The sequence below is a fragment of the Bradyrhizobium sp. NBAIM03 genome, assembly GCF_020194055.1.
Classification (GTDB): domain Bacteria; phylum Pseudomonadota; class Alphaproteobacteria; order Rhizobiales; family Xanthobacteraceae; genus Bradyrhizobium; species Bradyrhizobium yuanmingense.
The window spans coordinates 532,043-555,601 of sequence record NZ_JADYVS010000001.1 but is presented as its reverse complement, the minus strand read 5'-3'; the positions used below and the strand labels follow the sequence as shown (position 1 = coordinate 555,601).

21 protein-coding genes are annotated in these 23,559 nt (G+C 63.2%); 18 read left to right on the top strand and 3 right to left on the bottom strand.

What is annotated here, in order from left to right; all coding sequences use genetic code 11:
• Positions 1-20 precede the first annotated feature (20 nt).
• The 3 genes from I6F21_RS02525 (at position 21) to I6F21_RS02515 (ending at position 4,596) form a co-directional block, all read left to right on the top strand.
• Complete coding sequence (locus tag I6F21_RS02525) at positions 21-1,955, top strand: DUF6602 domain-containing protein (protein WP_225182783.1); 1,935 nt, start codon at positions 21-23, stop codon at positions 1,953-1,955.
• Between the two features lie 569 nt (positions 1,956-2,524).
• Positions 2,525-2,818: a hypothetical protein gene (locus I6F21_RS02520; protein WP_225182782.1), complete on the top strand. Its 294-nt coding sequence runs from the start codon at positions 2,525-2,527 to the stop codon at positions 2,816-2,818.
• A 65-nt stretch (positions 2,819-2,883) separates the two neighbouring features.
• Positions 2,884-4,596: a tetratricopeptide repeat protein gene (locus I6F21_RS02515; protein WP_225182781.1), complete on the top strand. Its 1,713-nt coding sequence runs from the start codon at positions 2,884-2,886 to the stop codon at positions 4,594-4,596.
• Positions 4,597-4,840: 244 nt separating this feature from the next.
• On the opposite strand, the gene I6F21_RS02510 is transcribed toward I6F21_RS02515, so the two are convergent.
• The gene (locus I6F21_RS02510; RefSeq protein ID WP_225123894.1) at positions 4,841-5,665 is read right to left on the bottom strand and encodes an SDR family NAD(P)-dependent oxidoreductase; all 825 of its coding nucleotides are present in this window, start codon (positions 5,663-5,665) and stop codon (positions 4,841-4,843) included.
• 23 nt (positions 5,666-5,688) lie between these two features.
• The gene (locus tag I6F21_RS02505; protein WP_157785121.1) at positions 5,689-5,826 is read right to left on the bottom strand and encodes a hypothetical protein; all 138 of its coding nucleotides are present in this window, start codon (positions 5,824-5,826) and stop codon (positions 5,689-5,691) included.
• A 153-nt stretch (positions 5,827-5,979) separates the two neighbouring features.
• On the opposite strand from I6F21_RS02505, the gene I6F21_RS02500 reads away from it, so the two are divergent.
• From I6F21_RS02500 to I6F21_RS38955, 11 genes are all read left to right on the top strand, one after another.
• Positions 5,980-7,485, top strand: coding sequence for a glucan biosynthesis protein G (locus I6F21_RS02500; RefSeq protein WP_225182780.1), 1,506 nt, complete (start codon positions 5,980-5,982; stop codon positions 7,483-7,485).
• Positions 7,473-9,593 (top strand): glucans biosynthesis glucosyltransferase MdoH, encoded by a 2,121-nt coding sequence (mdoH, locus tag I6F21_RS02495; protein WP_225182779.1) that lies wholly within the window; start codon positions 7,473-7,475, stop codon positions 9,591-9,593. Before I6F21_RS02500 ends, mdoH begins: the two co-directional genes overlap by 13 nt.
• Before the next feature lie 142 nt (positions 9,594-9,735).
• Positions 9,736-10,791, top strand: coding sequence for a sugar phosphate isomerase/epimerase family protein (locus I6F21_RS02490; protein ID WP_225142103.1), 1,056 nt, complete (start codon positions 9,736-9,738; stop codon positions 10,789-10,791).
• 15 nt (positions 10,792-10,806) lie between these two features.
• Positions 10,807-11,982 (top strand): Gfo/Idh/MocA family oxidoreductase, encoded by a 1,176-nt coding sequence (locus I6F21_RS02485; protein ID WP_225182778.1) that lies wholly within the window; start codon positions 10,807-10,809, stop codon positions 11,980-11,982.
• Between the two features lie 448 nt (positions 11,983-12,430).
• Entirely contained in the window at positions 12,431-13,255 is an 825-nt protein-coding gene (locus I6F21_RS02480; protein ID WP_051056908.1) for a BTAD domain-containing putative transcriptional regulator, read from the top strand.
• Positions 13,256-13,352: 97 nt separating this feature from the next.
• The gene (locus I6F21_RS02475) at positions 13,353-14,501 is read left to right on the top strand and encodes a hypothetical protein (protein ID WP_225182777.1); all 1,149 of its coding nucleotides are present in this window, start codon (positions 13,353-13,355) and stop codon (positions 14,499-14,501) included.
• 61 nt (positions 14,502-14,562) lie between these two features.
• Positions 14,563-14,793 carry a hypothetical protein gene (locus I6F21_RS02470; protein ID WP_036006916.1) on the top strand — a complete coding sequence of 77 codons (231 nt, stop codon included), beginning with the start codon at positions 14,563-14,565 and terminating at the stop codon, positions 14,791-14,793.
• A 47-nt stretch (positions 14,794-14,840) separates the two neighbouring features.
• Positions 14,841-16,865, top strand: coding sequence for a S8 family serine peptidase (locus I6F21_RS02465; protein ID WP_225182776.1), 2,025 nt, complete (start codon positions 14,841-14,843; stop codon positions 16,863-16,865).
• 292 nt (positions 16,866-17,157) lie between these two features.
• Positions 17,158-17,319: a DUF2934 domain-containing protein gene (locus tag I6F21_RS02460; protein WP_225182775.1), complete on the top strand. Its 162-nt coding sequence runs from the start codon at positions 17,158-17,160 to the stop codon at positions 17,317-17,319.
• On the top strand, positions 17,316-17,501 hold the full coding sequence (locus I6F21_RS02455) for a hypothetical protein (RefSeq protein ID WP_074447556.1): 186 nt from the start codon (positions 17,316-17,318) through the stop codon (positions 17,499-17,501). The genes I6F21_RS02460 and I6F21_RS02455 overlap by 4 nt, the downstream gene beginning before the upstream one ends.
• 129 nt (positions 17,502-17,630) lie before the next feature.
• Positions 17,631-17,909: a DUF2934 domain-containing protein gene (locus I6F21_RS38955; RefSeq protein ID WP_036006918.1), complete on the top strand. Its 279-nt coding sequence runs from the start codon at positions 17,631-17,633 to the stop codon at positions 17,907-17,909.
• Between the two features lie 285 nt (positions 17,910-18,194).
• On the opposite strand, the gene I6F21_RS02445 is transcribed toward I6F21_RS38955, so the two are convergent.
• Complete coding sequence (locus I6F21_RS02445) at positions 18,195-19,982, bottom strand: peptide ABC transporter substrate-binding protein (protein ID WP_109144833.1); 1,788 nt, start codon at positions 19,980-19,982, stop codon at positions 18,195-18,197.
• A gap of 333 nt (positions 19,983-20,315) precedes the next feature.
• Here I6F21_RS02445 and I6F21_RS02440 point away from each other — a divergent pair, with 333 nt between their 5' ends.
• From I6F21_RS02440 to I6F21_RS02425, 4 genes are all read left to right on the top strand, one after another.
• Positions 20,316-21,098, top strand: a complete 783-nt coding sequence (locus I6F21_RS02440; RefSeq protein WP_036027487.1) for a MetQ/NlpA family ABC transporter substrate-binding protein — start codon at positions 20,316-20,318, stop codon at positions 21,096-21,098.
• A gap of 160 nt (positions 21,099-21,258) precedes the next feature.
• Positions 21,259-22,296, top strand: a complete 1,038-nt coding sequence (locus I6F21_RS02435; RefSeq protein ID WP_225182774.1) for a putative FMN-dependent luciferase-like monooxygenase — start codon at positions 21,259-21,261, stop codon at positions 22,294-22,296.
• 38 nt (positions 22,297-22,334) lie between these two features.
• Entirely contained in the window at positions 22,335-22,934 is a 600-nt protein-coding gene (locus I6F21_RS02430) for a CMD domain protein (protein ID WP_225182773.1), read from the top strand.
• An 11-nt stretch (positions 22,935-22,945) separates the two neighbouring features.
• A complete protein-coding gene (locus tag I6F21_RS02425; RefSeq protein ID WP_225182772.1) occupies positions 22,946-23,521 on the top strand; it encodes an alkylhydroperoxidase domain protein in 576 nt (191 codons plus the stop codon).
• Positions 23,522-23,559: the final 38 nt, after the last annotated feature.

Genomic DNA, 23,559 nt, shown 5'->3' with positions numbered 1-23,559 from the left:
CAAAAGCCGGGCTATTGAGTTTGAGTGAAATTTCAGAGCTGGTTTTACGCGCAGCTGAAAGGCTCGCGGCGGTTCCTAGCGAGGATTTTGCTGCAACCGTGCGCGAATGCCTGCAACAAATTATTGGGTCCGCATTCCGGGTGGCACCCGGATCTGTTGTGGACGCGACCGGAAGTAAGTCCTCTGATTTTCCAATCGTGATCTATCGGCAAGACGATGAGGAAACCGTCTCGTATCCTCAAACGATACCAGCCGATCGCGTTGCTGTTGTTGTGGATATTTGTGAGGAGCTGAATTCGGCGCGTCTGGGCGAAGCTTACTCGCGGATTGCTGAAGCTAAGCGATTGGTCAAGTCAGCCGTTCCAAAAGGTGAAGTGCGCAGCAATAGAACACTGGGCATCATTCTCGCGCAAAAATCCGAGGTCTCACTCGATCTGCTTGCGGAGCAGCTCTACCAACTAGCCTGTCGAACGATACACGCGGAGTGGTTGGATATGCTTGTGGTCGACTCCGTCGGTATCATCAATCAAGCCGTTCAATTTCCGGGAGAGAATGTCAGCGGCAACTTCCTGCCACCAGCTGAGGGTGCGCTTGCATCGCCAGCTCCGCCAGCATTCTATGTTACCATAGTGATGCGTCCGACAGGCGTGTCCTCATTCAATGCCTTCGTCGCGTTCATCGTGGGGCATTTAGTCTTTTTTGCTCCGCAGATTGCTGAGAGCTTGCCAAACTCAAACTTGATAGTGGATGGCCAGGCGACCACCGCAATTACCACGCTCGGCTTTCAGCCGAATTTATCCGGTGAGCTAGTTCCTGTACCTGCCGACGGCTACAGTGGGGCATTCATTCCAAACACGCCAATTCGACTCGAAGATCCGCAGGGTCAAGTGCTGGGTGCCTTGCAATTCATAAAGTGGCAGACCGGTGGTGTGATCTTGATGGCTGGCAAGCTGCCTTTGGAAGGGATGTTGATATTTCTTCCGAACCTTAGGCCAGAATACACGAGGGTCGTAAGGCGCCCAACTCACCAGATATCGCCGGTGCTTCCGATATCCGAATCCGAGTTCAATCAGTTTCTGTCAAACATCCAAGCGCGATCAAATATTCGCGTTCGGAAAGATGTCGGCGGCATCGTCAAACAGAAGTTTTTGGATGAGGGAGCGAGCAGCCCTTTCATTGCTAGATGCACCTTGGGACTGCTGCGTATTCGAGAAAATGTGCTGACTGAACAAGGTCGTCGAAACGACTTCGACAAAAGATTCGAAAGTGCATTCTCGGCCCTGTTGAACGCCAGGGAAGCAGGCAAGAAACTTGGTGAAACTTGGAAGGGCCACACGGAGCGCGTCGCTTCTGGGGTCGCTGCTCAAGTTGAGGGGCGCGATATTCGAATTCATGAGAACATCAACAAGCAGCTCGGCGCTGATTTTGAATCGTTCCTGAATGCTTCCACACGCGCAATCAAGACGGGTGTTCAAGGTATCTGTTCTTTTCTGGCGCTAGACATTGGTTTCTTGTTCAAGAAGCAATCGGCGTTTGATGCGAACATCGAACGCTTGCGGCACACCGATTCAGCATTGGCCGACTACCTTGTCGAAGTAAGAAAGTGGAGTGAGCGTCTATTGCTCCTGCGCAACAATCTGGAGCACGATATCTGGGAGTTTCCTAAAGTAGGTTATGAAATTGTGGGTGATGCGGTGCGGGCAACGGAACCGCAGCTTTCGGGCGATAAGGTCACAGCCCTGGTCAACTTCTTGCTAGATCGCACACTTTGCTTTTTTGAGGAGATCATCGTGCATGTTCTGCAACATCATTTGCCTCTTGGCGTATCTGTCACGGAAATACCTCTTAGCCAACGAAGCGTCGAAGCTCCAGAACGCTTTCAAATCACGCCTTATCCGGGCGGTAAGCCGCGCTGGAAAATTATGTATCACGCAACTCGATTTGAGGAGATCTAGCGCGCCGCAAGTTAACCAGTCTTTGGCTGGCATTTGCTTTGACGAGGGAGAGCGGTAGTCTATTTGAGATCCGTCGGGCGAGACCCCTGTTTCGCCTCCCGTCAACGCCTCCCTAAAAAAATATTCACCTTTACCGAAATTCGGAAATATCGTACACCTCGCTCATCCCGGCTCATCCTGAGGGGCGATCGCGTCGTCGTCTTGATCGCGAGCCGGGCTTGCGGTGGACGCGGCAGCGTCGGGCGCGAAAGGTGCGGGCAGGGAGGGTAGTCCCCGGTGAGCTCGCGGCCGCGCGCGGACGAACGGCGCTGCTAGGTCTCGTCTCGTCTTGCAAGTTTCCGGCGCTGTCGACGGTGCCAGGGAAAACTGCGGCGAAATGGCGGGCCGTGCGTACGGCAAAACCGTGTGGTCCTGGCCGTCGTTGCTACGGTCAAGCTCTTGCGGAGGCGGCTCTCGCGTCAACCGGCGCGAGGAACGGTGAATTTCGCAAGAACGAGGGAGGCCAGAAGGAACTCGGCTCCCGGGAGAGCGCGGCATAAGCCGTCCGACCATCGCGCAGGGAAGGCCGAGTGATCGGCACCACCTGTATGCTGCTGTGCGGTTTTCTGCGTGTGCATTTCGCGCAGCGGACCGCGGGTGCGATGTCAGCACCCGGCCTTCCCTGCGCCCTCTTGGCTCAAGAGGGTGGAGTGACCAGGCAAAGCTCGGGCGAATTCAGCCGCGAGAACGCGGAACTGCGTCCGGCATTTGGAATCGAGGCTGATTGGCGAATGGCAAGTGTGGCTGGGGTGACCGCGGCGCGCCGCCGCATCTGCGTGATGTTGATGCCCCGCTCCGAGCTTTGGCAACCGACGGTTCTGTGATCACCATCACAGGCGCGGCCGCCTTCCCCAGTCTATACTGCCGGCTCGGAGGCAGGGTGGCGACCATGCGGAATCGGATTGCACTGGTTTTCAGTTTCTTTTTTTTCACTTCTCTGGCAGCCGCTGATCCTGCGGCCGCAGACGATCGGACCATCTGCGCGCAGCGCGGCCATGACGACCGCATCGCCGCGTGCTCGCGGCTGATCGCAAAGAGCGGCGGGCGCGACGCCGTGGCGTTCGACAATCGCGGTGCCGAATATGGCGACAAGGGCGACTACGATCGCGCCATCTCCGATTTCAGCGAGGCCATCCGCATCGATCCGAAATACGCGCTTGCCTGGCAGCATCGCGGCGCCGCCCTGCTTCGCCGGAACGAGGTGGATCGGGCCATCGCCGACCTGACCGTGTCGATCCGGCTCGATGCAAACAATCTGAACGCCTTGAACGACCGCGGCATGGCCTATGCCGCTGCGGGTGATTCCGAGCGCGCGCTTTCGGATTACAACGCAGCGATCCGCATCAATCCGAGGTTCAAGTTCGCCTACTTCAATCGAGGGCGGCTCTATGCCGGCAAGGGCGACCACACCCGGGCGATCGCCGAATACTCCGAGGTCATTCGCATTGACCCGACCTACGGCTATGCATTCAACAATCGCGGCCTGTCCTATCGGGACACCGGCCAGGCCGAGCGTGCCGTGGCCGATTTCAGCGAGGCGATCCGGCTTTTGCCGAGGACGACGCTGGCCTACAACAACCGCGGCGACATCTATCTCCTTCAGGGCAGGTACGATCAAGCCCTCGCCGATTTCAATGAGTCGCTGCGCAATGATCCGCAACATCAGAGCGCGCTGGTAAACCGCGGAATGGTGTTCGAGAAGCTGGGCGAGGTCGCAAAGGCCCGCGCCGACTTCAACGCAGCTCTGGCTGCCCCGCAGAAGTACGACAGCGCGAAATGGGCGATGGACAAGGCGCGCGAACGCCTCGCCGCGCTGGACGATACGTCCATCAAGACCGTTCCCGCCACCACCACGTCGGTCATCGCGCTGCCGGGACCGTCAAGTCGAAATGACAGGCGCATCGCGCTCGTGGTCGGAAACTCCGCTTATGAGAATGTCGCAGCGCTCGCCAATCCGGCGCGCGATGCGGCGCTCGTCGCCGAAACGCTCAAGCTCACCGGATTCGAATCCGTCACGCTGCTGACCGATCTGCGCAAGGATGCGTTGACCGCGGCGCTGCGTGACTTTGCAAGGCAGGCGGAGATCGCCGACTGGGCGATGGTGTATTACGCCGGTCACGGCATGGAGGTCGGCGGCGTCAACTACCTGATCCCGATCGACGCGAAGATCGCCTCCGACCGCGACGTCAGCTTCGAAGCCGTGGCGCTGGACCAGGTGTTGAACGCGGCGGAACGCGCCAAGCGGCTGCGCCTCATCGTCCTCGATGCCTGCCGCGACAATCCCTTCGCCAACCAGATGAAGCGCACCATGACGCTGGCGTCCCGTTCGGTGTCGCGCGGCCTTGCGGCGATCGAGCCCGAGGCGGGCACGCTGGTGGTGTATGCCGCCAAGGACGGAGAGATGGCGCTCGACGGAGAGGGCAGGAACAGCCCGTTCGCCACGGCGTTCGTCAACAACATGCGCAAGCCCGGTCTCGAGGTGCGCCGGCTGTTCGACGTCGTGCGTGACGACGTCATGGAGGCGACCAATCGTGCACAAAAACCGTTCAGCTACGGATCGGTCTCGGGCCGGCAGGATTTTTACTTCGTTGCCGGGAAATGAGACGCAAGGCTTTGGCTGTCGCGCGGGCCAAAATTCACGGTATTGAGCCGAATTTCGGAATATCGTACACCCCGCCCATCCCGGCTCATCCTTGCGCGGACGAACGGCGCTGCTAGGTCGCCTGCAATGAGTGGCGCCTGTCGGAGGCATGTTGCCCCCTGGTCCATCGGCGCAAGGGCCCTGTCCGCGGGTCACGCATCGTGCCCGACAATCGGACTTGCGACATGGTGACATTTTCGGCGGCTCACGCCGGCCACGCCTGTCCACCGCCGTCGATCCGCAACACCTGGCCCGAGACGAAGGCACCCATGGGTCCTGCAAAAAACTCGACCACGCGCGCGACCTCGTCGACGGTGGCGATGCGGTCGAGCGTCCCGGTCTCGACCATCCGGTTGGGGTCGACCGCTCGGGTGCCAAGAAATCGGCCGGTGCGGGTGTCGCCGGGCGCGATGCAATTGACGGCGATGTCGTAGGCACGGAGCTGGTCGGCAAGACAACGCGTGTAATGCGTCACGCCGGCCTTCGCCACCGCATAGATCGAGCCGTTTGTGCGGCCCTTGAAGGCGGCGACCGAGCCGAGCGTGACGATGCGGCCGCGCCGCCGCTCCATCATGCCCTTCGCGACCGCCTGGCAGGTCAGGATGGTCGAGAGCAGGTTCCGCTCCAGCACGGCCCGTATGTCGGCTTCCTTGATGTTCACGGCATCGTTCGGATCGGGCTTGCCACCCGCAGCCGCGATATCGCCGCCCGCATTGTGCACGAGGATGTCGATCGGCCCGAGAGCGGCCTCGGTTTCGGCAATCACCCGCGAGATATCGTTGGTCCTGGTGAGATCGCCAAGCACGCGCACGGTGCTCACGCCGAATTCTCGGCTGATCTCCGCGGCAACGGCAGTGAGCGTGGTGCCCTCGCCATATTCGGCCGGTCCGTTCTCGCGCATGCCGTGTATCGCGACGCTGGCACCGAGCGCGGCGAGCTTTTCCGCAAAGGCGCGGCCGAGCCCTCGCCCTGCGCCGGTCACCAGGGCCACCTGCCCAGCCAAAATCCTCGTCCTGTCAGGCGATGCCATGATCCTCTTCCTGCTATGAAATGTCACTCAGCTGCGACATTGAAGCCGATCGCCAGCGCTTGCACCAGGCACATCGGCGCCACCCGCGTGCGGAGCACCGGCTTGGGCATGTCCTGGATCTTGAAGACGGCGCTGGCGCCCTCGATGGCACGCGTTCGCACAGAGACACTGCAGGACGGCGAATTTCATCCGGTTTGGGCATTTAGCTTACCTCTATTTGGCCGCTCCTCGAGTTGGGCGCCGGACGGGCTGGAACTCGTGGGCGTGATGGGGGTTTGCTTGGCCGGGGCAGCAGTAACGATCGGGGAGAGCACGTGAACCGACGCCAGCTTGTTCAAGGGTCGGCAGTGCTGCCGGCGTTGCTGCTTGCTTCCCGATGCAGTCTGGCCGCCCCTTCGGATGACATGTTCGGGCCGTCCACCGTGAGGGACCTGGCGCGGAGGCTGGCGGGCAAGCCCTACGAGGCGCCCGACGAGAAGCTCCCGGGCGGATTGAAGGACCTGGACTACGATCAGTATCGTTCGATCCGCTTTTTGCCCGAGCGGGCGCTCTGGCGCGGCAAGAATCTTCCGTTCGAAGCGCAGTTTTTCCACCGCGGCTTCTTCTACAAGAACAGAGTGAACATCTTCGAGGTCGCGGACGGAAAGGCATCCGAGCTCAAGTACCGCAAGGCGGACTTCTCCTTCGGCGAGAAGGTCCCGCCGTTCGAGGACAGCGATCTCGGGTTCGCGGGCTTCCGCATCCATGCGCCGATGAACCGTCCCGACTATTACGACGAGGTCTGCGTCTTCCTAGGTGCGAGCTATTTCCGCGCCGTGGCCAAGGGGCAGACCTACGGGCTTTCCGCGAGGGGGCTGTCGATCGATACGGGCGAAGCCAAGGGCGAGGAATTTCCGCTCTTCAAGACGTTCTGGCTCGAACGGCCGGCGCCGGGTGCGACCTCGTTGGTGATTCATGCTCTGCTCGACAGCAGGAGCTGCACCGCGAGCTACCGGTTCACCGTGCGCCCCGGGGAGACGACGGTCTTCGACGTCGAGATGTCGGTCTACCCGCGCGTCGAGATGCCGCGCGCCGGTCTCGCGCCCATGACCAGCATGTTCTTCTACGGTCCGAACGACCGCAACGACATCGACGATTTCCGCCCCTCCGTCCACGATTCCGATGGCCTTGCGATCTTCAACGGGAAGGGCGAAAGCCTCTGGCGGCCGCTCAGCAATCCCCGCGATCTCCAGATCAGCACCTTCCAGGATCTCAATCCGCGTGGCTTCGGGCTGATGCAGCGGGAGAGAAACTTCTTCGCCTACCAGGACATCGAATCCAGTTTCGAAAAACGCCCAAGCCTCTGGATGGAGCCGATCGGCGATTGGGGAGAGGGCGGCGTCGTGCTGTTCGAGATCCCGACCAAGGAGGAGATCCACGACAACATTGCCGCATTCTGGCGCCCGAAAAGCCCGCTCCAGGCCAAGGGCGAACACAACTACACCTATCGGCTGCATTGGGGGCCAGATAGCCCGAAGCCGCATTCGCTGGCCAGATTCACGCGAAGCGGGATAGGGGCGAGGGGCGGAGATGCGCGCCTGTTCGTGCTTGATCTGCATGGCGACAACCTCAAGGGCGTCGATCCTGCCGGTGTCAAAGGCGTGGTGACGGCGGAGAAGTCCGAGGTGAAGAACATCGTCACGCAGCCCAATCCCTACACCGGTGGCTGGCGGCTCAGCTTCCAGTGCCGGGTCAAAGGCGAGCCGATCGAACTGCGGGCGTTCCTGGCCGAAGGCGACAAGCCCTTGTCGGAAGTCTGGGTCTACCGATGGGCGCCCTGAGCACTGCACCGCGGCCGATTGCCGGCGATATCGCGACCCAGCGCCTGCTGCCGACGGAGGCCCCCCTTCCGATGGCTCCTGGCGACCTCGGAAAAAGCCTGGTACCCGACCGTATTCCTGCGCCGGTTGCCCCCGCAATGGCCTGGCGGCGCGGCCTCATTCTGCTCTCGACGGCGGCGCTCACGGGGGCCGGCGGATATGAGATGTATCGCGTGCTGCAGGTCGGCGGCGTCACCGTCCTTGAAGCCATGGTGCTGGCGCTCTTCCTGGTCCTGCTCGCCTGGGTCGCCTTCTCCTTCGCCTCCGCGCTGGCCGGCTTCTTCGTGCTGCTGGCCCATCGTCCAGGCGCCTTTGCGCCGGACGAGGAGCTGCCTGCGATCGCAAGCCGCACCGCCATGCTGCTTCCCACCTACAATGAAGATCCGCACCGATTGACGGCGCGGCTTCGCGCGATCATCGAATCCCTGGAGACGACCTCCCAAGGAAGGCTGTTCGACTGGTACGTTCTGAGCGACAGCACCGATCCCGACATCTGGGTCGCCGAGGAAAAAGCGCTCCTCGTGCTGCGACAAGCCGTCGGAACGCCCAGGCTGTACTATCGCCATCGAGCCGACAACACGGCTCGGAAAGCCGGCAACATCTCCGAGTGGATCACGCGGTTCGGCGGCGCCTACGACTTCATGATCGTGCTCGACGCCGACAGTCTCATGAGCGGGCAGACCATCGTCCGACTGGTCCATGCCATGGAGAGCAATCCGAGCGCCGGCCTCGTGCAGACGCTCCCCATGGTCGTCAACGCGCGAAGCCTGTTCAGCCGAGTCCAGCAATTCGCAGGCCGCCTGCACGGACCGATGATCGCCGCCGGCGTCTCCTGGTGGCACGGCTCGGAAGGCAATTACTGGGGCCACAACGCGATCATCCGGGTGAAGGCGTTCGCGGAATCGGCCGCGCTGCCGCAGTTGCGCGGACGCAAGCCATTCGGCGGGCACATCCTGAGCCACGATTTCGTCGAGGCTGCCTTGATGCGGCGGGCCGGGTGGGGCATCTACATGCTGCCGATGCTCGGCGGGAGCTACGAAGAGGTGCCGCCTTCGCTGCTCGATTTTGCGGCGCGCGACCGACGCTGGTGTCAGGGCAATCTTCAGCATCTGGCTGTCGTGCCAGCGCGGGGTCTCCACTGGGTATCGCGCGTGCATTTCATGGTGGGCATAGGAGCGTATCTGACGGCGCCGCTGTGGCTGCTGTTCCTGCTGCTGGGAATGCTGATCTCGCTGCAGGCCCGCTTCGTGCGGCCAGAGTATTTTCCGAAGGGGTTCTCGTTGTTTCCGACGTGGCCGGCCCAGGATCCCGTGCTCGCCATCTGGGTGTTCGTCGCCACCATGGGGTTGCTGCTGTTGCCGAAGCTGCTCAGCCTGGTCCTCGTTTGGATGCGGGGCTCGGTGAGACGCCAGTTCGGCGGCGCGTTGCGTGCTTCGGCCGGAGTTCTCGCAGAGATCGTCGTGTCCGCGCTGATGGCGCCGGTGATGATGATCTTTCAGTCGATCGCCGTCGTCGAGATTCTGGCCGGCCGCGATGCCGGCTGGCAGACCCAGAGGCGCGACGACGGCACGGTGGAGCGCCGCGAACTCTATCGGAAGTACGGCATTCCAACCCTGTGCGGCGTTGCGATGGCCGCAAGCGCCTACGCGGTTTCGGTGCCCCTTCTGCTTTGGATGTCGCCGGTCATCGTTGGGCTGCTGTTCGCCGTTCCCATAGGCGCGCTGACCGCCATGCCCGCCTCCGGAAGATTGTTTGTTACTCCCGAAGAACGAGAGCCGCCTTCCGTGCTGCGGCGAGCGAACGAACTCAGCGCGTCGGCAGACGTAGGGGGCAGCCCCGCCTTGGTGGAGCTGCGCCAAGACCCCGCGCTCCTGGCCTTCCACCTCGCGCAGCTGCTGCCTCCTCGCGCCACCAGGCCCGATACGGTCGACGCCAACCTGGCGGTCGGCCGTGCCAAGGTCGATGCAAGCGAAACTTTCGAGGAGGCCGCAGAGCATCTATCCTCGCGGGAAATCTTCTCGATCTTGAACGACGGTCCGGCGCTTTCCAGCGTGTTGCAGAAGCGATGAAGCTGCGGCCTGGATCTGTCCTGCGGCCGTTTGAAGCTTTTCTCGTTGCATAGTCCGGTATTGCTCTCTCCCTTGATGGCCGGCATCCTCGAACCAAGTGCGCGGAAAAGCGCCCAAAAACGTCCAAGGAAGGAAGCACGCGATGAAGATGATCAAAGGGCCTGCGATATTCCTCGCTCAGTTCGCTGGCGATGCGGCGCCGTTCAATTCGCTCGATGCCATATGCGGATGGGCCGCCTCGCTTGGCTACAAGGGAATTCAGATTCCGAGTTGGGATGGGCGGCTCTTCGACCTGAACAAAGCCTCGGAGTCTCAGACCTATGCCGACGAGGTGAAGGGTGTTGCGGCTCGGCACGGCCTTTCCATCACCGAGCTTTCGACCCATCTGCAAGGCCAGCTCGTCGCCGTTCACCCGGCCTATGATGCGGCGTTCGACGGCTTCGCCGCGCCGGACGTGCGTGGCAATTCCAAGGCCCGCACGGAATGGGCCGTCGATCAGGTCAAGCGCGCCATCCTGGCGTCCCGGCGGCTCGGGCTGACGGCCCAGGCAACGTTTTCCGGCGCGCTTGCCTGGCCCTATGTCTATCCCTGGCCGCAGCGCCCCGCCGGCCTGATCGAGACCGCCTTCGACGAACTCGCCAAGCGCTGGCGGCCGATCCTCGACTATGCCGACGAGCACGGTGTCGATCTCGCCTATGAGATCCATCCTGGCGAGGACCTCCACGACGGTGTCTCCTACGAAATGTTTCTCGAGCGGGTGAACAATCATCCGCGCGCGAACCTGCTCTACGATCCCTCGCACTTCGTGCTGCAACAGCTCGACTATCTCGACTACATCGACATCTACCACCAGCGCATTAAGGCGTTTCACGTCAAGGACGCCGAATTCAATCCGACCGGTCGCCAGGGCGTCTATGGCGGTTTCCAGAGCTGGGTCGACCGTGCCGGCCGCTTCCGCTCACTCGGCGACGGTCAGGTCGATTTCGGCGCCATTTTCTCCAAGCTCACGCAATACGATTACGACAGCTGGGCGGTGCTCGAGTGGGAGTGTGCCCTGAAACATCCCGAGCAAGGCGCGGCCGAGGGCGCCGAGTTCATCCGAAACCATATCATCCGGGTGACGGAGAAAGCCTTCGACGATTTCGCAGGCAGCGGCGCTGACGCGGCTGCCAACCGCAAGATGCTCGGCATCTCCTAAAAAAGAGGGTGCAACATGGCGATCGAAGCAAGCAACGAAACCGGCGGCCATCGTCGTATCCGGCTCGGCATGGTCGGCGGTGGCCAGGGCGCCTTCATTGGTGCCGTCCACCGCATTGCCGCGCGCATCGACGACCAGTTCGAGCTGGTCGCCGGCGCGCTCGCGTCGGATCCGGTTCGCGCCAAGACGTCCGCAAAGGAGCTCGGTATCGCTGACGGCCGGGCCTATGGCTCCTTCGAGGAGATGGCGCGGGCTGAAGCGGCGAGGGCGGATGGCATCGAGGCGGTCTCGATCGTGACACCCAATCACCTGCACAGCCCGGTCGCGAAAGCTTTCCTTGAAGCCGGCATCCACGTCATCTGCGACAAGCCGCTGACGACGACCGTGGCCGAGGCCGAGGAACTGGTGGCGCTGGTCAGGAAGACCGGCAGGATCTTCGTCGTCACGCACAATTACACCGGCTATCCCATGATCCGGCAAGCGCGCGCCATGGTCGCGAATGGCGATCTCGGCGAGATCCGTCTCGTCAAGGCCGAGTATCTGCAGGATTGGCTGACTGAGCCATTGGAAACCACCGGCCAGAAGCAGGCGGCGTGGCGCACCGACCCGTCCCGGTCCGGCGCCGGCGGGTGCATCGGCGACATCGGCACCCATGCTTACAATCTTGCCTGCTTCGTCAGCGGGCTCGAGCTCGACGAATTGCTCGCCCAATTGTCGATCTTCGTGGAGGGGCGGCGGCTCGACGATGATGTCCAGATCCTCCTGAAGTGGAAGGGCGGCGCCAAGGGCATGCTGTGGGCGAGTCAGGTTGCCGTCGGCAACGAGAACGGGCTCACGCTGCGCGTCTACGGCAGCAAAGGCGGCCTTGAATGGGCGCAGGAGAATCCGAACCATCTCTGGTTCACACCCTACGGCAAGCCCAGGCAGCTCCTGACCCGCGGCGGAGCCGGCGCAATGGGCGAGGCCGCCCGCGTTAGCCGCATCCCATCAGGCCACCCTGAGGGCTACCTTGAAGGCTTCGCAACGATCTATGCCGAGGCGGCGCGCGCCATCCGCGCGGCAGCGGCCGGTGAAAAGCCGCATCCCGATGTCGTCTTCCCGACGGTCGAGGATGGCCTCGCCGGCGTGAAGTTGATCGATGCTGCGGTGAAGTCGTCCGCGGGTAATGGCGTCTGGGTTCGGATGACGTAAGGCGGTCGCGAAGCCGCGGAACCCGTTGTCGACGGATCTGCTCTATATGGATGCAATCGTGACCGATGACTTCGCTTTGTCGAGTACCGCCGAGTGAGACAACTTGCTCGGCATTCGGTGCGTCACGTCATGCGACAGCTTGCGGCGTCCGGCGTCCGCACGAAAAATGCATCAAATGCGAGCAATTGGGGCGCCTGCAATTGCATGCTGACTATGGACTACCTCACACATCTGAAATTTCCGCTCTCACAAATTGCTGACGCGGAGCCAAGGCGAGTTCCATTGCTTTGTCTAACCTAGATTGTATGGTGCCCGTAAGAGCATCCGGTCTGATCGACGATGTGCGGCCAATCGGCGCTGTCCGTGTCCTAGTGATCATGATCATAAGAAGAATGTTCGCCCCCGGATAGAATGAGGGACAGAAGACAATGACCGAAGGAAAAGGACAATGTCGCTGCTCCAGATCAATCTCTTCGGCGGTGTCGAGGTCGTGTGTGCGACCGGCGAGTCGGTGTTGATCCCCAGTCGCAAGGCTGCAACTCTCCTGGGCTACGTGGCGCTCAGTTCTCCTCGCGCCATTTCGCGCGGCAAGCTCGCGACGCTGTTGTGGGACGGTCATTTCGGCGATCGCGCGCGCGCCAGTCTTCGACAAGCCCTGCTCACGTTGCGGCGTGAGCTGCCGCGATGTTCGGATGTGATCCTGGCCGATCGCGATGATATACGCATCTGTCCGAACAGCATCAGCACCGATGTCGGGGAATTCGAGCGGCTTTTGACGGGAGGGGATCCCGAACGTCTGGCCCGCGCGGCGGTGCTTTATCGCGGTGACCTTCTCGAGGGCATCGGCTCGACATCATGCCAATTCGAGGCCTGGCTGTCTGCCGAGCGCCAGCGACTGCGGACCCAGGCGATGCGGGCGCTTGCGGGCCTGCTCGACTCCGGCGGGCGCGAACACATGGATATCGCGATCGCACTCGCGCTACGGATCCTCGCAATCGACCCGTTGCAGGAAGAGATTCATCGCATCTTGATGCGCTGTTACGCGCAGCAAGGCCGCCGGACCGATGCGCTCCGTCAGTACGATCTCTGCCGCTCCGTACTGTGGCGCGAGGTTCGCGCAGCGCCGGAGCGAGAGACGGAACGGCTGCAGCTCGAAATCCGGCACACGTTCCGAGCCGCTGTGAGATCTACTTCACTCAAATTGCCTCGTGATAAGAATTCTGACGCAACTTTCACGCTCGACGTGACGCCTGCATCACGATCCCTGTCGTAGCCTTCAGCCGCTCGCACAATCGTGCGCAGTGATCCCGCCTCCCTGTGGGGAGCGCGTGTCGCTCACGGCTCAAGCACTTCATCAGGAGATTTTGAACATGACTGGATTTCAGCAACAGACTGAGGACTACGGCCAATTGGACCCGCAGGGGATCTTCGGCTCGATCCTCGGCGGCGCGGCCGGACGCGTTATCGGCAACCTGCTCGGCGGCAAGAAGGGGAAGCAGATCGGCGGCGCGATCGGCAACATCGGTGGTGGCTTCCTGCCGTTCTCGGCCGGTCCGGACATGCAAGGTACCGTGCAGGTCTCCGACATGGAGTTGCAGGGCTTCTGGAGCGTGCTGAAGAAGATCGGCCAGGGCGTGCAGACCGGCGTGAATGTCGGCAAGCAGCTCGGCGTGTTCAGCGCCCAGCCTGGCCTGGAGCCCGCGGCGGCGCAGGTTTCCGACATGGAGCTGCAGAGCTTCTGGAGCGTGCTGAAGAAGATCGGTCAGGGCGTGCAGACCGGCGTGAATGTCGGCAAGCAGCTTGGCGTGTTCAGCGCCCAGCCCGGCTTGGAGCCCGCCGCGGCGCAGGTTTCCGACATCGAGCTGCAGAGCTTCTGGAGCGTGCTGAAGAAGATCGGCCAGGGTGCCCAGACCGGCCTCGATATCGGTCGCCAGCTCGGCGTGTTCAGTGCCAGCCCCGGCGGTCAGCCTGCCGCGGCGCAAGTCTCCGACATGGAGCTGCAGAGCTTCTGGAGCGTGCTGAAGAAGATCGGCCAGGGCGTGCAGACCGGCTTGGACGTCGGCAAGCAGCTCGGCGTGTTCAGCGCCCAGCCCGGCCTGCAGCCCGCGGCGGCGGAGGTCTCCGACATGGAGCTGCAGGGCTTCTGGAGCGTGCTGAAGAAGATCGGGCAGGGCGTGCAGACCGGCTTGGATGTGGGCAAGCAGCTCGGCGTGTTCAGCGCCCAGCCCGGCCTGCAACCCGCGGCGGCGCAAGTCTCCGACATGGAGCTGCAGAGCTTCTGGAGCGTGCTGAAGAAGATCGGCCAGGGCGTGCAGACCGGCTTGGATGTGGGCAAGCAGCTCGGCGTGTTCAGCGCCCAGCCCGGCCTGCAGCCCGCGGCGGCGCAGGTCTCCGACATCGAGCTGCAGGGCTTCTGGAGCGTGCTGAAGAAGATCGGCCAGGGCGCCCAGACCGGCCTCGATATCGGCCGTCAGCTCGGAGTCTTCAACGCCGGCCAGCCCGCTGGCACGATGCACTAGACCCAACGCGTGGGGGCGGGCGCAAGCCCGCCCTCTGCGCTTAGACGTGAATGGAAACCAGATGGCCGATTCAACCGCGTCGCAGCAATTCATCGTGCAGGGAGGCCCGGTCCAATCCGGTGAGCTCAACGAACACTTGCAGCGTGAACCCGGCGTGAAGCGAGTCGCGCAAGTCGCACCCGATGTCGTCATCTTGTCGATGACGACGACACAGGCCGATCGCCTGAAATCGACGTTTGCCACGCTGGTGGTCGAACCGGATTCAGCGCTGAAGCCATTCGATGCCGACTGACGTCGGTGGGCAAACATTGGACACGCAAAACATCAAGGAGGCCGCAGATGGCCACGAAAGGCAAATCAGGAACTTCCACGCAGGGCGAGCACGACGCGACCGAAGCCGCGATGAACGGCAACGGGCCCGTTCCGGACCAGGGCACCGCTCCATCATCGTCACGGGGGCAGGAGCCCGCAACGATCGCAGCGCGCCCGGCGCAATTCATGATCGCGCCGCAGCAGCAGCCCGGGCTTGCTACCTTCAGCGTCGACTTCCTGACTCAGCAGCTCAGCAACAGTCCCGACATCGAAGTGGTGAAAACGGTCTCTCCGCCGCGCCTGTTCGGATTTCAGAGCGCAGAGCTCGGACAAGTGCCGCTCAGCCCGCTGGTCCTCGCCAAGATGACTCCTGACAAGGCCAAGTTGCTGCAGACCCAGGCGGGACAGCGTTGCGCGGTGGAGCGCGACGAGCGGCTGAGCTACATGCTCGATCCGACCACGCCGCAGCTGCCCAATCCGGGGGTGCTGACACCGCTGGCCGACGGCTTCACGACCACGATCGAAGTGCTGGGCCAGGATGGTCCGCTGCCTGAAGCCGAGGTTTATGTGTTCGGCAGCATGTGGCCGGCCCAAGGCATCACCGACGCCACCGGCCGCGCCACAGTGACCCTGCAAGGCGAAAGACCCGAGACCATCCGCTCGATCCTGGTCAAACCGAAGATCGACTACTGGACCTTCTGGCTCGATCGTCCGCAGCTCGTTCCTAACAGCGTCAACCGGATCGTTGTCAGGGCGCTCGGCGCGGTGTTGCGGAATTTCCCCGGCCAGCAATTGATGGGATGGGGTGAGCGCGCGATGGGCCTTGATCGTCTGCCTCCGTCCTTCGATGGCGCCGGCATGAAGATCGCAGTCATCGATTCCGGCCTGGCGCCGACCCATCGCAATCTGCACGGCATCACGGCAGGCACCAGTATCGTCGGGACCGACAAGGCGGCCTGGACCGTCGATACGATCGGCCACGGATCGCATTGCGCTGGAATCATCGCTGGCGGACCCGTCGGCGCCGGTGGCGGCATCCGCGGCTTCGCTCCCGCGGCGGAAATCCACGTCTGCCGCATCTTCCCCGGCGGCCGGTTCAGCGATCTCGTCTCCGCGCTCGATTACTGCATGGAGCATGGCATCGACGTCGCCAATATGAGCCTGGGCGGCGGCGAGCCTTCGCGCATTATCGAGGAACGCATCATCCGAGCCAAGCAAATGGGTATGGCCTGCATCATCGCCGCGGGCAATTCCTCGGGGCCGGTGCAGTTTCCCGCGTCGACGCCGCATTGCCTGGCGGTTGCCGCGATCGGCAAGTGGGGCGAATTCCCCAACGACAGCTATCATTCGCAGCAGGCCCTCGACGGCTTCCAGAGCCGCGACGGATATTTTCCGGCAAAGTTCTCCTGCTTCGGTCCGGAGGTCGACGTCTGCGCGCCTGGTGTGGCGATCGTCTCGTCGCTTCCCGCCGATGGCTTCGGAGCATGGGACGGCACCTCGATGGCGACTCCCCATGTCACGGGCCTGGCCGCGCTGGTGCTGGCGCATCATCCGGACTTCACCAAAGGCAACTTTCAGAATCGCGACGCACGCCGTGTCGAGCGGCTGTTCCAAATTCTGAAGGAAACCGCGACGCCGCTGCAGTTTGGCGACCCAAATCGGACCGGCGCGGGATTGCCGAACGTGATGCGGGCACTCGGCCTGGAAACCGGCGTCGCCCCGGTGATCGCCGCCGCTACCGCAACCGACCCTGCGCTGGCAACGTTGCGGCGTCTGCTTGGATTGCAGTCGGTCGAAGCGCCGAGCATGGTTCCCGTGGGGTCGCCGCCGCCGTCCGCCGATCCCGTGCACGGCAGTGCGATCCACGTGGCGCGCGGTCCGGCACAAACGGCGGCCGCAATGAATCTGCAGTCCGTCGATCCGATCAAGAACGGATCGAGCTCCGTCGCTCACGGTCCCGCACAGACCGCAGGCGCGGCAGTCGCGCCCATGATGGTGGATCCGAATCCGGCGCAGATCCGGGAAATCATGCACAGGGTGGGATTGCTCTAACGCGCGTCCTTGGCATCTCAGAAAGGGGCACAGCAGCAGCTGTGCCCCGAGTGCCGACTGCCTTGAGGCAATTGCTGCGGCCGCTCGCCTTGGGAACATGGTGGATTGTTTGCCGCGTCCTGGATTTTCCTTCGCGGCGTCGTGCCGCACAGGCGCAGCTTGGAACTCTCGCGCCCGATCGAAACTTGACTCCGCGGGTCAGCATCGCCGCCGATCGCTGGCCTGCACGGCCCCGCCTCCAAGCCCCCCATACCCCCCTGGGTGGGGCCGTGCTTCCAAGCAGGAGGTGCAATTGTCCGAGCCGACCGAGCAACAGATCAGAGAACGCGCGCACCAATTGTGGGAGCAGGCGGGCAAGCCCGAAGGGCGCGAGGAGGAATTTTGGCACGCGGCGGAGCAGGAGCTGCGCAACGAGGACAGGTCGAGCACGCTGCGGACGCCGGATACGCTGTGACCGACAAGACCTGCCCATTCTGCCAGGGTCTTGGATGGGTCTGCGAAAACCATCCGCTCCGGGTCTGGAGCGAGAAGCTCGGCGGCTGCCGCTGTGGCGAGGGCATGCCCTGCTCCTGCAACACGACTGAGGACCCTGAAATCAGGGTGGTGATCGTCGAAGCCGACACGACGTGGCACTAGCGGCGCCCAACCGATGCCTGCTCGGCTGGTCACTTCCGAAACGCTGCACCTCAGGGAACGGACCATCCCGGAAAGGAATTTAGTGTCCGCACGGCTCCGACAACAATTCTTTCCGCGGCAGTTTCGGTGGTGGACGAGCAGAAGAAGCTAGAGCACCAGATCGAACTCGCAACGCGAGCGGCCTCGCTCGTCAGGGATGAAACCACCGGACAACGCTTCAGGAGCTTCGCGGAGGAACTGAAACGAAAGCTGCTTCGCATAATGCGCCGTGGCAAGGTGCGCACACGCGCCTATGAGCTCTGGGAGCAGGCGGGACGGCCGAGCAATCGCGAGTTGGAGTTCTGGCTGGAAGCCGAACGTCAGATCGAAGATGAACGCGAGGAGCGAAAGAGCTCGGGCGCTTCATAGCGCCGGGCGGTATCTCCGTCCTCTGCGCGCGGACCGCAGGTTCCGGTCGCGCGAGCAAGAAAAAAGCCGCCGGGTTCTTCACCCTGGCGGCGTCGTAAAGTCCGTAGCTGTTGATCGTCTTCCCAGCCTCGTGCGTACCGCCGTTACCTTGTTTGCGGCCATGCCCGATCCTTGTAGGCGTTGGTGCGCGATTCCGCTGTGATCTGGAGCACACAGTGGAGAGGATTCGCTGTCACGTTCTGACGACCGCGCTGCGCTGCAACCATCAGCGCGCTCACGAGCCCCTCAGGTCCGGTACCACGCCGCCAGGTTCCACGTGATGGTGTCCCAGCCGGAGATGTCGATCATCAAATTGTTGGCGCCGGCGTTGACGACGTGGCGCGACAGCAGCGGCAGGAACACGTTTGCCTCGCAGAAGATCTCGTCGACCTTCATCAGCAGCGCGGCGCGCTTGACCGGATCGAGCTCGTTCTGCGCGGCCTTGTAGGCTTTGTCGGCTTCGGGGTCGGAATAGCGCGAATTGTTGCGGCCGAGCCATTTGTTGTCTTTGGTGGCGATCTCCCAGGACACGCACTGGTTCAAGAGGCGCTCCGGATCGGGCTGCGGCTGCGTGGTGTTGTACATCTCCATGTCGGCATAGAATTTCGAGTAGGTGTCGGGATTGCCGACGTCGGATGAGAAGAACACGGAGGCGGTGACCGCCTTGATCTCGATGTCGATGCCGGCCTTCTGGCACGCCTGCTTGATGATGGCCTGCGTCTTCTGCCGCGGCGCGTTGGTCGAGGTCTGGAATACGTATTTGAGCTTCTTGCCGTCCTTCTCCCGGATGCCGTCCGCGCCCTTGGTCCAGCCGGCCTCGTCGAGGATCTTGTTGGCCTTGTCGATGTCGAACTCGTATTTCAGCTTGGGCGACTTGAACTGCTTGGGCGCGTTGACGAAGCTCGCGGTGGCGATGGCGCCGCGGCCGTAGATGAACTTCTGGATCGAATCGCGGTCGATCAGGAAGTTGATCGCGCGGCGAACGGCGGGATCGGACAGCGTCGGATGCTTGGTCTTGACGCTCGAGCGCTCGCCGTCGACCTCGGTCCAGGGATCCGTCGTGTTGAGGATGATGAACTCGACATTGCCTGAAGGCGTGATCTCGAGCTTGCCCTTGCCGCCGGCCTCCATGCGCTTGAGGACCTCCTCCTCCACCTGCATGTTCCAGGCGAAGTCGTACTCGCCGGTCTGCAGCACGGCGCGCGCCGCGGACACCGCGTCGCCGCCGCCCTTGATCTCGACCATGTCGAAATGCGGCTGGTTCTTGATGTGATAGTCGGGATTGCGCTCGGCGCGGATCATATCGCCGGGCTTGAACTCGACGAATTTGTACGGGCCGGTGCCGACCGGCTTCAGATTGCCCGGCGCTTCGCGCGACTTGGCGCCGACATACTCGCCGAAATGATGCTTCGGCAGGATCATCCCGACCGAGCCGACGAACGGATCGGCCCAGAACGGCGTCGGCGCCCGGAAGATCACCTTGACGGTGTGGTCGTCGATCTTCTCGACCTTGATGTCCTTGTAGGAGCCCGTGGTGTAGGCCGCGGTGGCGAGATCTGCGGCGTATTGCCAGGTGAAGACGACATCGTCGGCGGTGAAGGGCTTACCGTCATGCCACGTCACGCCCCGCTTCAGCTTCCAGATCACGCTCATGCCGTCGGCCGCAAGGCCGCCGTTCGCCTTGGTCGGCGCCTCGGCGGCGAGGCAGGGGATGAGGTTGCCCTCCTTGTCCCAGCCGGCGAGCGGCTCGAAGAAGATGCGCGAGGCGATCTGGTCCTTGGTGCCGAGCGCGAAATGCGGATTGAGCAGGGTGGGCGCCTGCCAGAGCAGCATCTTGAGCGTGCCGCCGCCGCCGGCCTTGGCCGGCTTGTACGGCAGCGTGGCGTCAGCCATCGCGACGTCGTGCCAGACCAGGATCTGGCTCGCGATCGGCGCCGCGATTCCGACCGCGGCCATTGTCCTGATGAATGAGCGCCGCGACAGCGTGCCTTGCTTCACCTCTGCGACCAGATTGCGGATTTCGTTCTCGTTCATTGGATGATCCCCACTTCGTCGCCACCGGCTCAGTGCGCGCTAACTCAGCACGTCGGGCGTGGTGGAGTCAAAGAGAAGGACGCCGGCCCGGCTGCGGATGGAACGAAAGTGTAATCCGGGATTCTTGCCACGAGCGGCAGCAGCCCTGCTTGCGCGGCGCTTCATCCGGGTTACGCGCGCGCACTTTGTCGCACTCTGCATTCGTTTTCCGTTTGCGGCCGAATGGAGAAAGGCTGGCCCCGAGCCGCGGACAATATGGATTTCCATTTCATTGATTTCGCACCGCAGAAAAGGGAATACGGGTCCGTTGCCGCAAGACCTAAGGAGACCAAGATGCCGTTTCGCCTTCCCCTGATTCTCTCTGCCGTGCTGGCCGCATGGTCCGCCGCAGCCGCGGCCGAGACCATCAAGATCGGCGTGACGCCCGGGCCGCATGCGCAGATCCTCGAAGCGGTGAAGCCGATCGCCGCCAAGCAGGGCCTCGACATCCAGCTGCTAGAATTCTCCGATTACGTGGTGCCGAACGCCGCGCTCGATGCCGGCGAGATCCAGGCCAATTCGTTTCAGAACCAGCCTTACCTGGACAACCAGAAGGCCGACCGCGGCTACAAGATCGAATCCGTCGGTCTGACCGTGAACTTCCCGATCGGCGTCTACTCGAAGAAGCACAAGGCCTTCGGCGACATCCCCGCGGGCGGCAAGGTCTCGATCCCGAACGACCCGACCAATGGCGGCCGCGTGCTGCTGCTGCTGCGCGACAAGGGCGTGATCAAGCTGAAGGACGGCACCGGCTTCAAGCCGACCGTGCTCGACATCACCGACAATCCCAAGAAGCTGAAGTTCATCGAGGTCGACGCGGCGCAGGCCCCGCGCGCGCTCGACGACGTCGATGCCGCCGCGATCAACACCAACTATGCAACCCAGGCGGGCCTCGATCCGGTCAAGGATCCGATCCTGCGCGAGGACCCGAAGGGGCCCTATGTCAACCTGATCGCGGTGCGCAGCGCCGACAAGGACAAGCCTTGGGTCAAGATCCTCGTGGACAGCTACCACACGCCTGAGGTCAAGGAGTTCGTCCTGACCAAGTTCAAGGGCGCGGTGCTGCCGAGCTGGTAGGCAATCTGCCCGCCCAGAGTCCACATGAAGGCGATCCGGCGGGCAGCCTTGCGATCAGCCTTGCGCAGGAATCTTGCGTATGTGCCCTGCGTAATGCCCGCTTGTCGGGAACTGCGGCAACCGACATCATCGGGGCCCATCCTCGCCCGACAGGGATCGTATGAAACGCTTTGCCAACCTGAAACGCCTGGGCTTCTTCACGCGGCTGCTCGACGAGGCGCCGGCGGCGGACCGCTATCGCTTCGCCGCCGAGCAGATCGTGCGCGCCGAAAAGGCCGGGCTCGATTCCGCGTGGATCGCGCAGCATCATTTCCATGAGCGCGAGGGCGGCCTGCCGTCGCCCTTCACGTTCCTGGCTTATGTCGCCGCGCAGACCTCGCGCATCCGCCTCGGCACCGGCATCGTCACGCTGCCGCTGGAGAACGCGGTGCGGGTGGCGGAGGATGCCGCGGTGCTCGATCTCCTCTGCAACGGCCGCTTCGAGCTCGGCGTCGGCACCGGCGGCAACCCGTCGGCCTTCGCCGCTTTCGGCCTCGACAGCGCCCAGCGCAACGAGATCTTTGCCCGCAATTTGGACATCGTCCGCAAGGCCTTGACCGGCAAGCCGCTCGAGGGCGGCGATACGCTTTATCCGCAGCGGCCGCAACTGGATAAGCGCATCTGGCAGGCGACGTTCTCCGTTGCCGGCGGCGCCCGCGCCGGCAAGGCCGGCGACGGCCTCCTGCTCTCGCGCACGCAGCCGCGGGCCAAGGACGCGCCGAACGCGACGCTCGCCGAGATCCAGAACCCGATCATCGATGCCTATCTCGCCGCGCTGCCGCCGGGCTGCGAGCCGCGCATCATGGCCTCGCGCAGCATCTTCGTTGCCGACGACCATCGCGAGGCGCTGCGCCTCGCCGATATCGGACTGCGCCGCGCGCTGCCGCAATTCATGAAGGGCGGACATCCCCCTCCGGGCGAGACGCTGGAGGAGATGATCACCGCGTTCGACACCCATGTCGGCGATGCCGACCACGTCATTGCCTCGCTCCGCGCCGACGCCACGCTGGAACGGGTGACCGATCTCGTCTTCCAGGTGCATTCGGTCGATGCGCCGCATCCTGACGTCCTGCGCTCGATCGAGCTCGTCGCCGACAAGGTCGCCCCAGTGCTGGGCTGGGCCCGGACGGCCGCCAAAGACGTTGTCCTCGCAGGCTAGCCGGAATGAACGAAAAACGCGTTGCACGAGGCTGAATAATGGGAACGCAAGACATCATCGACACGCTCGCCGGCATCGAGCCCGGCTCCACGCTCGACGCCATCCGCGCGCGCCGCCTGCAGGCGCGCGAGAATGCGCAGAAGAGCTATCTCGCTTTGTTCGAGCCGATCGAGGCCGGCGATTTTTCGCTTGCCGAGCGCGCGGTGGTCGCGGCCTTCGCGACCGGGCTCCATGGCGAGTCCCCCGTCGCCGCCTTCTATCGCGACAAGCTTGCCGCGACTGCGGATGGCGCGCCTCTGCTCGATGCGATCAACGCCGAGATCGAGCGCGGCAAGACCTCCGGCCCATACGGCGCCTATCCGGCCGGTCCGTTGTCGATCGAGAACAAGGCCGGCTTGATCTATCGCGTCAGCGCGGAGCGCAAGCCGGTCCTCGGCGCCCGGCTGGTTGCAGCATTGGAGCACGCGCATCTCCTTATCTTCCACCCGCGCGACGCCGCGTCCGCCGACATGAAGGCGCTGCTGGCTGCCGGCTGGTCGTCCACCGGCATCGTCACGTTGTCCCAGCTCGTTGCATTCCTGTCGTTCCAGGTGCGCGTCGTCAGCGGCTTGCGCACGCTCGCCGCCGCAAGCGCGTAGGAGGCCCAATCATGAGCACCGTCAATCCGCCCGTCGTCTTCACCCAGGACGAGCTCGGCTGGGTCTCGTGGATCGACCCTCTGCCCGAGGCCGAGCTGACCGAGCGGCACTACGCCGGCCTCGTCGACCGCGCCCGCGCCAAGTCGGAATATTTTCGTCTCTTGGTGCGCGATCCCGAAGTTCTGGAGGCCCGCACCAAGACCGACAAGGACATCTTCTACAACGTCGCCGACGGCCTGCCGCGCGCCGAGCGCGAGCTCGCCGCTGCGGCGACCTCGCGCTACAACGGCTGCATCTATTGCGCCTCCGTGCATGCGCGCTTCGCCAGCACCTATTCCAAGCGCCGCGACGACGTGCAGCGTCTGCTTGACGAGGGCGTTGGGGCCGATCTCGGTGAGCGCTGGAATGCGGTGGTCAAGGCCTCGGCGGCGCTGGCCGCAACGCCGATCGCATTCGGGCCCGACAATATCGCCGAGCTGCGCCGCGCCGGTCTCGACGACGCCGAGATCGTCGACGTCATCAACGGCGCCGCGTTCTTCAACTGGGCGAACCGGCTGATGCTGTCGCTCGGCGAGCCCTCGAAATAGGCAATCTTACCGGCACGAGAATTGCTGCTTGTATCAAC

Excerpts from the sequence above, each read along its gene's own strand:
- I6F21_RS02470 (WP_036006916.1), top strand. The coding sequence starts at position 14,563 with ATGGCCGATTCAACCGCGTCGCAGCAATTCATCGTGCAGGGAGGCCCG.
- I6F21_RS02445 (WP_109144833.1), bottom strand. The coding sequence starts at position 19,982 with ATGAACGAGAACGAAATCCGCAATCTGGTCGCAGAGGTGAAGCAAGGC.
- I6F21_RS02515 (WP_225182781.1), top strand. The coding sequence starts at position 2,884 with ATGCGGAATCGGATTGCACTGGTTTTCAGTTTCTTTTTTTTCACTTCT.
- I6F21_RS02430 (WP_225182773.1), top strand. The coding sequence starts at position 22,335 with ATGGGAACGCAAGACATCATCGACACGCTCGCCGGCATCGAGCCCGGC.
- I6F21_RS02465 (WP_225182776.1), top strand. The coding sequence starts at position 14,841 with ATGGCCACGAAAGGCAAATCAGGAACTTCCACGCAGGGCGAGCACGAC.
- I6F21_RS02425 (WP_225182772.1), top strand. The coding sequence starts at position 22,946 with ATGAGCACCGTCAATCCGCCCGTCGTCTTCACCCAGGACGAGCTCGGC.
- I6F21_RS02510 (WP_225123894.1), bottom strand. The coding sequence starts at position 5,665 with ATGGCATCGCCTGACAGGACGAGGATTTTGGCTGGGCAGGTGGCCCTG.
- I6F21_RS02490 (WP_225142103.1), top strand. The coding sequence starts at position 9,736 with ATGAAGATGATCAAAGGGCCTGCGATATTCCTCGCTCAGTTCGCTGGC.
- I6F21_RS02435 (WP_225182774.1), top strand. The coding sequence starts at position 21,259 with ATGAAACGCTTTGCCAACCTGAAACGCCTGGGCTTCTTCACGCGGCTG.
- I6F21_RS02480 (WP_051056908.1), top strand. The coding sequence starts at position 12,431 with ATGTCGCTGCTCCAGATCAATCTCTTCGGCGGTGTCGAGGTCGTGTGT.
- I6F21_RS02475 (WP_225182777.1), top strand. The coding sequence starts at position 13,353 with ATGACTGGATTTCAGCAACAGACTGAGGACTACGGCCAATTGGACCCG.
- I6F21_RS02485 (WP_225182778.1), top strand. The coding sequence starts at position 10,807 with ATGGCGATCGAAGCAAGCAACGAAACCGGCGGCCATCGTCGTATCCGG.
- mdoH (WP_225182779.1), top strand. The coding sequence starts at position 7,473 with ATGGGCGCCCTGAGCACTGCACCGCGGCCGATTGCCGGCGATATCGCG.
- I6F21_RS02440 (WP_036027487.1), top strand. The coding sequence starts at position 20,316 with ATGCCGTTTCGCCTTCCCCTGATTCTCTCTGCCGTGCTGGCCGCATGG.